The 8822-nt window shown below is 63.6% G+C and carries 11 protein-coding genes and 1 tRNA gene; 4 read left to right on the top strand and 8 right to left on the bottom strand.

What is annotated here, in order from left to right; all coding sequences use genetic code 11:
* Positions 1–588: 588 nt before the first annotated feature.
* Both H0X90_RS12735 and H0X90_RS12730 read right to left on the bottom strand, forming a co-directional pair.
* A complete protein-coding gene (locus H0X90_RS12735; protein WP_006487164.1) occupies positions 589–1122 on the bottom strand; it encodes a cytochrome b in 534 nt (177 codons plus the stop codon).
* Entirely contained in the window at positions 1119–2207 is a 1089-nt protein-coding gene (locus H0X90_RS12730) for a catalase family peroxidase (RefSeq protein WP_060213141.1), read from the bottom strand. Before H0X90_RS12730 ends, H0X90_RS12735 begins: the two co-directional genes overlap by 4 nt.
* A 158-nt stretch (positions 2208–2365) precedes the next feature.
* Here H0X90_RS12730 and H0X90_RS12725 point away from each other — a divergent pair, with 158 nt between their 5' ends.
* Positions 2366–2887 carry a sigma-70 family RNA polymerase sigma factor gene (locus H0X90_RS12725; protein WP_077190333.1) on the top strand — a complete coding sequence of 174 codons (522 nt, stop codon included), beginning with the start codon at positions 2366–2368 and terminating at the stop codon, positions 2885–2887.
* Positions 2884–3642 (top strand): anti-sigma factor, encoded by a 759-nt coding sequence (locus H0X90_RS12720; protein ID WP_034201188.1) that lies wholly within the window; start codon positions 2884–2886, stop codon positions 3640–3642. Before H0X90_RS12725 ends, H0X90_RS12720 begins: the two co-directional genes overlap by 4 nt.
* 586 nt (positions 3643–4228) lie before the next feature.
* Here the strand turns inward: H0X90_RS12720 and H0X90_RS12715 are convergent.
* From H0X90_RS12715 to H0X90_RS12700, 4 genes are all read right to left on the bottom strand, one after another.
* On the bottom strand, positions 4229–4546 hold the full coding sequence (locus H0X90_RS12715) for a hypothetical protein (protein WP_012492978.1): 318 nt from the start codon (positions 4544–4546) through the stop codon (positions 4229–4231).
* A 195-nt stretch (positions 4547–4741) separates the two neighbouring features.
* Complete coding sequence (locus H0X90_RS12710) at positions 4742–4987, bottom strand: Imm74 family immunity protein (protein ID WP_077190332.1); 246 nt, start codon at positions 4985–4987, stop codon at positions 4742–4744.
* Between the two features lie 18 nt (positions 4988–5005).
* Positions 5006–5335 (bottom strand): hypothetical protein, encoded by a 330-nt coding sequence (locus H0X90_RS12705; RefSeq protein WP_077190331.1) that lies wholly within the window; start codon positions 5333–5335, stop codon positions 5006–5008.
* A 31-nt stretch (positions 5336–5366) separates the two neighbouring features.
* Positions 5367–5735, bottom strand: a complete 369-nt coding sequence (locus tag H0X90_RS12700; protein WP_227739784.1) for a hypothetical protein — start codon at positions 5733–5735, stop codon at positions 5367–5369.
* 480 nt (positions 5736–6215) lie between these two features.
* Here H0X90_RS12700 and H0X90_RS12695 point away from each other — a divergent pair.
* Positions 6216–6292 (top strand) — tRNA-Val (locus H0X90_RS12695).
* A gap of 308 nt (positions 6293–6600) precedes the next feature.
* Positions 6601–7116: a DUF2628 domain-containing protein gene (locus H0X90_RS12690; protein WP_077190329.1), complete on the top strand. Its 516-nt coding sequence runs from the start codon at positions 6601–6603 to the stop codon at positions 7114–7116.
* Positions 7117–7219: 103 nt separating this feature from the next.
* On the opposite strand, the gene H0X90_RS12685 is transcribed toward H0X90_RS12690, so the two are convergent.
* Together H0X90_RS12685 and H0X90_RS12680 are read right to left on the bottom strand one after the other, a co-directional pair.
* On the bottom strand, positions 7220–8101 hold the full coding sequence (locus H0X90_RS12685; protein ID WP_034201186.1) for a sigma-70 family RNA polymerase sigma factor: 882 nt from the start codon (positions 8099–8101) through the stop codon (positions 7220–7222).
* Positions 8101–8577, bottom strand: coding sequence for a carboxymuconolactone decarboxylase family protein (locus tag H0X90_RS12680; RefSeq protein ID WP_034201185.1), 477 nt, complete (start codon positions 8575–8577; stop codon positions 8101–8103). Before H0X90_RS12680 ends, H0X90_RS12685 begins: the two co-directional genes overlap by 1 nt.
* Between the last annotated feature and the right edge of the window lie 245 nt (positions 8578–8822).

Here is an 8822-nt window from a genome sequence, read left to right as displayed (position 1 = left end):
CTCTTCAGTTCAAACCTGTTACTGTTTTCGGTTCAGTTAAGAACCGGTCGCTCACTCAAAGCTGACAGGAATATGAATCACTTCATAAACCTGACTTACTTTAGTGTGAGACTCTTGATACTTTTGCTATCTGATCCGAGGATCAGCTCGCTGCCATCAAGCGCCCACACTTATCGGCTGTTAATTTTTAAAGAGCATGTCTGCGAGGGATCTTGAACCCCTCAGCAGCGCTGCGTTTTCAGCAGCAGAGAAGCGAGATTATCAACCGTTTTTTGAGACTCGTCAACAACTTTTTTAACTACTTCGCTGCGACGACTGCGGTTTAATTTCACGTGCACTGGAATCGATAAAACCGACTTCTACAGCGCCGCTTCCCTCTTCTTCCCCCGCGCTGCGTTTCCGTTAGCGCGAAAGAGGCGTGATTCTATGCATCCGCCCCGGTCTCCGCAACCCCTTTTGTGAAATATTTTTGACGTGCTATGGCGGGGACCGCTGAGCCTTCCCAGTGCCCCTATATTGGCGGCACGGCAGGCGCAGCCTCGGTCGCCCTTGAAGAGCCCCGCCATATCGCACCCAACCTTCCGTCGGTTACCGCCCCACCATTGCCCTCACCACGCCGTCCCGCCGAATCAGCCCGTGATACAGCGCCGCGGCAAAGTGCGCGAGGAACGTCAGGAAGAACAGATAGGCCAGCACACGATGCGCAACCCGGAGCCATGCGAACGTCACCGGATCGGCCGACACCAGCGCCGGCAGTTGCACGCCGCCGCCCAGCGTCACCGGATACCCGCCCGCCGACAGCATCGCCCAGCCGATCAGCGGCATCGCGACCATCAGCGCATACAGCACGAGATGCGACCCGTGCGCAGCCACCTTTTGCCACCACGGCAGATCGTCGGGCAACGCCGGCGGCTTCGACAGCATCCGCACCACGATCCGCACGCACACCAGCACCAGCACGGCCACACCGAGCGGCTTGTGAATCGCCACCAGGATTGCATGCCGTTCGGAAACGGACGCCACCATCCCCACCCCGATGAACAGCATCGCGAGAACCATCGCGGCCATCACCCAATGCAGCACTCGCGCCGGCACACTAAACGTCGTCGAAGCCTTCATCATCGTCCCTCCCCACTCAGTCGCGCCGCGCCCGCCACGCCGGCCTCTTCACTCGTGCGCCGCAGATACGAATCCGCATACGCGGCCGAGCGCGCGGCCAGCAGCGGATCGCCCGACACCTGGATCCCCTGCGGCAGCACCGTCGGGTCGTAATTCACGTCGCGGCACGGGCCGCTGTCCTGCGCCTCCACGCGGTCGAGCACGAGCGTGCCCGCATCGATCGTCGTGCGCTGCGCGGGCCAGACCTTCGTCGCGTCGTCCACCGGGTCACCGGGCTCCGCCAGCGTGACCAGCAGCTTCCACTTCTGCGCACCGGCCGCGATGCGCTGCGTCACATCCTGTTGCAGCACGTTCGGATCCGCGGCCGTCGCGACGTCGCCGGCGCCGGCCGTCTGCTCCGGCACGACGCGCCACCGCACCGCCTGGCGCTTGCCGGCCGCGTCGACGAAATAGAACGCGTTCAGCCCGTAATAGCTTTCGGTGACGTAGCTCGCGCTCGGCTTCGCACCCTTCACCCACTTCAGGAACGCGCCCGCTTCCGGGTGCGCGCCGAAGAACGCCTTCACCTTCGCCGGATCCGGCTTGCCCGTCTTCGGATCGGGGCGGGTCGCGAGCGTCTGCTCGTAGAACGCCTGCGGCGTCGCGACCGGAAACACCGGCATCGCGTTCATCCCGGTCCGCCATTGCTCGCCGTCCGGCGCGGTGAGCTTCAATGCGAGGCTTCGGATCGGCACGCTGCTGTCCGGCGCATACGGATTTCCGCCCGGCAGCGCGAAGCGCCCGACCGCCGGCGTGCGCACCGCCTTGAAGAACGGCGCGACCGAATACGCGCTCGCGGCGCCGTTGCCTTCGAAGTAGCCGGTCACGCACACGCCCTTCGCGTGATTGCGCCGGAAGCCGGGATGGATGCCGCTGTTGGTCTGCAGCGCGTCGACGAGCCGGTGCGGGGTCAGACGCGCCGGCGCGAGCCACCCGCCGGCATACCCGAACGCCGCGGCCACGCCGGCCACCGCGCCGCCGATCACGGCCCAGCGCCACCACCCGCGCCCGGGCTCGCGCTGCGGCGAAGAAGAGGAAGATTGCTTCATCAATGCACTCCCGATCGTCAGATCATTGTCGAACGCGCGTAGGACGCCGCCCGCGCCGCTTTATTCCACGAAAAGTTTTTTCGTATGCTGGAGGGAATAATCGATGCCGGCCGGCGTCCTACGCGGCATCCACGACCCTTTCGGCAACCGGCCCGGCCATGCCCTCCAACGCCCTCGACGACGAAGCATTGCGCGAACTCATCCCCCGGCTGCGACGCTTCGCGCTCTGGCTGGCGCGCGACGTCCATGCAGCCGACGATCTCGTCCAGTCGACGCTCGAGCGCGCGCTGTCGCGCTGGACGAGCCGTCGCGACGATGCATCGCTGCGCAGCTGGCTCTTCACGATCCTGTACCGGCAGTTTCTCGACGGCAAACGCAGCGCGAAGCGCTACAGCTGGCTGCTCGGCCGCATCCGCGACGACGACGAAGCGCACTGGCCGTCCGCCGAACGCGAATTCGCGGCGCGCGCGACGCTCGAAGCATTCGGTCGGCTCTCGGACGAGCAGCGCAGCCTGCTGTTGCTCATCGCGGTCGAGGGCTTCACCTATCAGGAAGTCGCCGACCTGCTCGACGTGCCGATCGGCACGGTGATGTCGCGGCTCTCCCGCGCGCGCCAGGCGCTGCGCCAGCTCAGCGACGGTGAGCTTCCTGCCCCTTCCTTGCGGTTGATGAAGAAATGAACACGCCTCCGAACGAACACGACCTTCAGGCCTATGTCGACGGCCAGCTCGACGACGATGCGCGTGCCGCGGTCGAGCGCTATCTCGCGCTGCATCCGGAGCGTGCGGAACAGGTGAAGCAATGGCAGCAGGACGCGCAGCGGTTGCGGGCCGCGCTGGAGAGCGTGCGGATGCCGGCCGATAATCCCGCGCTCGATCCGGCGGCGATTCGCGGCCGGCGAGCCGAACGCTCGCGGATGCGGTTCGCGATGGCGGCTTCGTTCGTGTTCTGCGTCGGGCTCGGGACGTTCGGCGGATGGCAGGCGCGCGGGTGGAACGCGCCGCCGCCCATCGCGCCGATGAGCGATGCGGTCAAGGCTTACCAGATGATGGTGGTCGATCGGACGGCCAAGGTCGATTACCGGCCGACCGGTGCGGGTGATTTGCAGGGCTGGCTCACCCGGCGCGTGGGCGCATCGGCGAAGCTGCCGGATTTGAGCGCGGCGGGGTTCAGGCCAGTCGGTGGACGGTTGTTCACGACGGACAGCGGGGCCACCGCCGCGATGGTGCTCTATCAGGATGACGCGGGGCGGACGCTGAGCTTCTATCTCCGGCCCGCGGAATCGGAACATCGGCTGCTAACCGCTGGACAACGCGTGGATGGCGCGCTGCTGGCGCGGTATGGATCCGTGAACGGGCTCAACTATGCGGTGGTCGGGCCGGCCGGGAGTCTCGGGGAAAAGGCGGTCGTGCAGGCGCTCGATCAGCAGACTTGAAGCGGCAGGATGCGCGTCCGGCTGGCGGTCGGTAATGGCCGCCAGCGCCTTTTTTGGCGCGGCTTGGCCGGCTTGCACCGGTGCGTGCTCACCACTCGAATGCACAGCGTTTCGACTGACTTGCTCGAACTGTTATTCACACCGAAACCTCGCTGGCATCCTCACCTTTAAAATCACAGGGTTTCGAGTCGCCGCGGAACGGGATATCCACACCTCTCCTGATGGTGCTGCGTGCTGACTTCGATGGGTTCGCTCACCTTTGGCATGCACAGCGTTTCTCGTTGTTTTGGGCATCGATATCCACAACCCGGGTAATTGACCGCTCGTCTTCGCCGGGTTCGACTACGCTCACCCGTTGAATGCAGCCGGTTTCGAGTGGCTTCGAGTCAACGATATCCACACGGCATTCGACATCCGGACGTCGCCGGCGATTCGTTCGCTGCCCTCTTTCATGGTCGGCAAAACCTTGCCGGGCATGCATTCAGGCCGACGAGCCCATCGAAACCAGGACGCTCACCGCTCGGATGCACAGGGTTTCAACTGGATCGTGCGCCGGTTATCCACACACCGCCGCTCGCGCGTCGGGTCACTTCGTCCCGACTCTCCCGAGAATCTCGCCGGTTTCCGGCGCGATGACGTAGTGGATCGACTTCCCGAGCCGGTTTGCATTGCCCAGTCCGCGCATACCCGGAATCAGCTTTGCCACGAACGTGATGGTGACGACATCGTCATCTGGCACGGGGTCCACCGTGGATGCCCTTTTATCCGTGATGCAGATCTCGAAGTTATGCAGATCCTGCCCGGTCGCCGCAAAGTCTTCGTAGGTAGCCTTCAGGCCCAGCAGCGTCGCTGTGTTGAGCGTGACCGAACACTGGTCGACCGTGCCGAAATTCAACGTGCTCATCGTGCTCTGCGAATATCACCGGGCGAAAACTGCCCGCGCTGCCGGATGCGCGCGGCAATGCCCGCGGATATCGTGATCCCGTTATCGTGTCCGTGCGGACGGCACATGATCGGTCCCGTTACCTGCTCCCTTTGCAAGCGCCGCTCGCATCACCCTGCTCTTTCCTCGGTTTCGTGACTGGCTCAGGATTCGAAATCAACCGTTGTACGTCGCGACAAAAAAATAGTCGGTGATCGCCGAGATCACGGCCTCGCACGTGGCGTTATCGATCGTCTCGCCATCGCCTTGGGGCTCGACGTACTTCATCGAATCGACATAGACGACGAATGCGGGGCCGGTGTCCACGCCGGACGACAATGCCTCGCCAGGCACCCGCACGGTACGGTTTCCGTCGGACAGCACGATTTCGCCGCGCGACACCATCGGGACCGTGTACGTCATCGCGTTGCCTCTCGTGATTCAGTCATGTCGTTCGACCATGTATTGCGACGGCCCGCGCCATGCAACCGAACGGTAACCACTTCGAACGACACCGATCTCCCGGTAATACTCGACGAGTGCCTGCGGGCTCCAGTCACGGCCTGCGGAGAACAGCGCATCGAGATCGATGAGCGCGGCTACGAGCGCCTGGCGGTCATGGTCATCTGCGATCGCGCGTTCCCAGCGATCGGATTGTCGAGCGAAGCCCAACTGCTTCAGCACATCGGCGGCAGCTGTCAGCTCGGTCACGACGACCGCAACGCGGCCTGCGATATCCGTCACCAGCATCTCATTGACAGGTGCCTTCATCGATCGCTTCGCCCCGTATCGTCTGCCGTGATCACCCTGCCTCCTTCGTGAGCCATCCAACGATCTTCGCGACGTCCTCGGCGGACAGCATGCCAACACGCTCGACAAACATGCCGTAGTCGAGATCGAACTTCACGTTGAATCGCTCGCCCTCGTAGCGGCAACACAGGACCTCGGCTTCCGGTATCGACACGCGTTGCTCGAACACGATGTCGCCTGGATGGTGCTGCATCGTGCGTACGATCGTATCGATATCGAGTGCCTGGAGACGGGGCGATGAAGCATCGGTCATTTGCCGTGAGCCCGTTCGCCGAGCCTTTGCATCCTGGATGCTGGCGATTCTACAGACATGACGGCTCACGTATCGCTCGAGCACTTCACAGCGTTCCGCTTCGTTCATCCAGCCGCTGCACGCAGTGCATGTCCTGAGCGGATCACAGTCGCCGGACTGTGCTTATCCAAAGGTGTTAACAGGGTTCGTATATATACGTAGTGATAGTTAACAAACGCTGTGCCCCACAGTGGATAACCTCCGTAACGCACTGAATTTTCAACGCGAAGCGAAATGCATAACCCTGGGTGCGCGACGTGAACAGCGCGCGGCAGCACAGAACAACTTTTCGTCGATTCACAGACTCGCCGACATATCCTCAATCGTTCCACTGTGAATCCAGAGACTTCCCGGACGGTTATCCAGAGGGCAATGTGGATAACACCGCATCACATCGACGCGTTTTGCTGTGATGCGAACAGGTGAAGCTCACGCTCGCGACCTCGCGAGGCAACATCGATCGTCAGCCCACCGCACACGTCGATTCAAAAAATTTTCACGAAGGGGCTTGTGCTACCCCGAAACCCTCTCTATAATTCGCGGCTTCTTAGGCTCGTAGCTCAGTTGGTTAGAGCACCACCTTGACATGGTGGGGGTCGTTGGTTCGAATCCAATCGAGCCTACCAACGAACAAAATGAAGGGGTCCGGCAGCACAACTTGCCTACAGGCAACGCGGCTCGCCAAACATACAAACGCCACGCGGCAACTTCGCGTGGCGTTTTTCTTTTCCGGTCCGAAACGACGCGCGAAGCCCCGATGCGTTGCCGGAACCGCGGCATCGTATGCTCTCTTCGACATCCCGATCTGCCACACAACGGCCGCTGCACGGCGCGTAGAATCGTCTGCGCATCGACGCGGCGACTTCGCCCGTCACCCGATTTCCACCGCATCAGAACAACGACGCGCGTTCCGCGCGATTGAGAGCACACGATCATGTCCGAGGTCTCGACCGCTGCATCGCCTGCGAGCAACGACGAAATCGTCGCTTACGTCGGCAAGAACGCCGCCTGGTTCGAACGAAAATGGGCGATCGCCGACTCGCGCAAAAGCCGGCAATCGTGGAACTGGGCCGCGTGCTTTCTCGGCCCGGTCTGGTTGGCGTACCGATGCATGTACTGGCAGGCGGCCACCGTGCTCGCCGTCACGCTCGGCATCACGCTGGTCGAATTGCTGTACTTCCCGGGATACTTCGAATCGAGCGTGCTCGACCCGGCCACGATCGCGATCGCGGTGTCGCTCGGCTGGTACGGGAACGGCCTCTACAAGCGGCACGTCGAACGCAGGATCGAAAAACTGCGCCCGAACGCGACGTCCCGCGAATCGTTTCTCGCGCTGCTCGAGGCGCAAGGCGGCACGAACTGGCTGGCGGCGGCCGGTTTCGCCGTCGCGACGCCGCTGCTCGGCGTACTGCTGTTCATGATCGGCAACGCCGGAGGCGCGATGTACTGATCGCGGTAGCCGGCAACCGGCAACGCAGGGCAGAAAGAAGAGGGCGGCGCCGGCGCCATGCGTTCATATGGCACATCGCACACGGCGCATGCGCGCGCCGCCTTCAGTGCAGATGCTTCAATTTGTCAGGATTCCGCACGACATAGATCGCGACGATCTTGCCGTCGTCGATCTCCAGCGCAGTCGTCTGCAGCTCGCCGTCGGCTTCCCGCGTGACGAAGCCCGGCAGCCCGTTGATGAACCCGGCCCGCACGAGCGTCGACGCATGCGTCGCGAACAGCTCGGCCAGATACGCATGCACCCGCATCACGCGCTCGAAGCCGAACACCGGCTTGCCGGCCGCCGCGCGCTTGCCGCCACCGTCGGAATGCAGGCTCACGTCCTCGGCGAGCATCGCGCCGAGCGCACGCATGTCGCCGCTGCGTGACGCCGCGAAGAACGCTTCGGCCAGTTCGATCCCGCGCTGCTTCTCGACATGAAAACGCGGCCGCGCGTCGCGCACGTGCGTGCGGGCCCGCGCGGCGAGCTGCCGGCACGCGGCCGGGTCGCGCTGGATCGTCGTGGCCACTTCGTCGAATTCGAGGCCGAACACGTCGTGCAGCAGAAACGCCGCGCGTTCGAGCGGCGAGAGCCGTTCGAGCGCGAGCAGCAGCGGCAGCGTGACGTCGTCCGGTTCGTCTTCCTCGACGACCGGCTCGGGCAGCCACGGGCCGATATAGGTCTCGCGCTGGTGTCGCGCGGACTTCAGCTGGTCGAGGCACATGCGCATCACCATGCGGCGCAGGAACGCCTCGGGCACGCGCACCTCGGTACGGTCGACGTCCATCCAGCGGATGAACGCCTCCTGCACCATGTCCTCGGCATCCGCGACGGAGCCGAGCATCCGGTACGCGACGCGGATCAGCGTGCGACGCAGCGGATCGAAGCTCGCCGCCGCGTCGGTCTGTTCGTCGGCGCGGCCGCTGGCCGGGTCGAGGCTCGGCATCAGGCCACCATCTTCGCGGCGGCGGCTTTCGCGTCGGCCGGGTCGACCCACAACCCGAAGCCGACGGCGAGCCGGTTCCAGCCGTTGATCACGTTGATCATCACCGTGAGTTTCACCTGTTCTTCCTCGCTGAAATGGTCGTTCAGCGCCGCGTAGGCCGCTTCGTGCGCCGCATGGCCCTCCGACAGCCGCGTGAGCGCGTCGGTCCAGCCGAGCGCCGCGCGCTCGCGGTCGGTGTAGCAGGGCGCGTCGCGCCACGCGGACAGCAGGTAGATGCGCTGCTCGGTCTCGCCTTGCTCGCGCGCCTCGACGGTGTGCATGTTAAGGCAGTTCGCGCACGCGTTGATCTGCGATGCACGGATCTTGACCAGCTCGATCAGCGTCGGCTCGAGGCTCCCGGCCGCGGCGACCGACACGGTCATCCAGCTCTTCATCAGCGCGGGGGCGGCGGCAAACGGATTGAGTTTCGCAGTCATGGTTCCTTCTCCTTTCGTGTGGGTTCCGCTGATATGACGAGCGAGCCCCCCGCGTGTGTGACATCGATGCAAAAAATTTTTTGGACCGCCGAAGCGAGCAGCGGCAAGCGAAGGGCCGATGAGCCGTTGAGCAGGGCGTCGAAGGACGCGATATCGACCGCCGAAGCGTCCGCATGACGCGACGCTTCCGACGAACGCGCGCCATCGACCTTTCACGCCCGCCGTGCGGTTGTCACCGGACGTCA

It is taken from the genome of Burkholderia sp. 9775_39, from assembly GCF_015712225.1.
Taxonomy (GTDB): Bacteria; Pseudomonadota; Gammaproteobacteria; order Burkholderiales; family Burkholderiaceae; genus Burkholderia; species Burkholderia cenocepacia.
Note: the sequence above shows the minus strand (reverse complement) of the source record. Positions and strands in the feature narration are given on the sequence as shown.

Bases quoted from the DNA above. Each gene is read 5' to 3' on its own strand.
- H0X90_RS12685 (WP_034201186.1), bottom strand. From the start codon at position 8,101: ATGCCGAGCCTCGACCCGGCCAGCGGCCGCGCCGACGAACAGACCGAC.
- H0X90_RS12705 (WP_077190331.1), bottom strand. From the start codon at position 5,335: ATGAAGGCACCTGTCAATGAGATGCTGGTGACGGATATCGCAGGCCGC.
- H0X90_RS12700 (WP_227739784.1), bottom strand. From the start codon at position 5,735: ATGAACGAAGCGGAACGCTGTGAAGTGCTCGAGCGATACGTGAGCCGT.
- H0X90_RS12715 (WP_012492978.1), bottom strand. From the start codon at position 4,546: ATGAGCACGTTGAATTTCGGCACGGTCGACCAGTGTTCGGTCACGCTC.
- H0X90_RS12720 (WP_034201188.1), top strand. From the start codon at position 2,884: ATGAACACGCCTCCGAACGAACACGACCTTCAGGCCTATGTCGACGGC.
- H0X90_RS12680 (WP_034201185.1), bottom strand. From the start codon at position 8,577: ATGACTGCGAAACTCAATCCGTTTGCCGCCGCCCCCGCGCTGATGAAG.
- H0X90_RS12710 (WP_077190332.1), bottom strand. From the start codon at position 4,987: ATGACGTACACGGTCCCGATGGTGTCGCGCGGCGAAATCGTGCTGTCC.
- H0X90_RS12690 (WP_077190329.1), top strand. From the start codon at position 6,601: ATGTCCGAGGTCTCGACCGCTGCATCGCCTGCGAGCAACGACGAAATC.
- H0X90_RS12735 (WP_006487164.1), bottom strand. From the start codon at position 1,122: ATGATGAAGGCTTCGACGACGTTTAGTGTGCCGGCGCGAGTGCTGCAT.
- H0X90_RS12730 (WP_060213141.1), bottom strand. From the start codon at position 2,207: ATGAAGCAATCTTCCTCTTCTTCGCCGCAGCGCGAGCCCGGGCGCGGG.
- H0X90_RS12725 (WP_077190333.1), top strand. From the start codon at position 2,366: ATGCCCTCCAACGCCCTCGACGACGAAGCATTGCGCGAACTCATCCCC.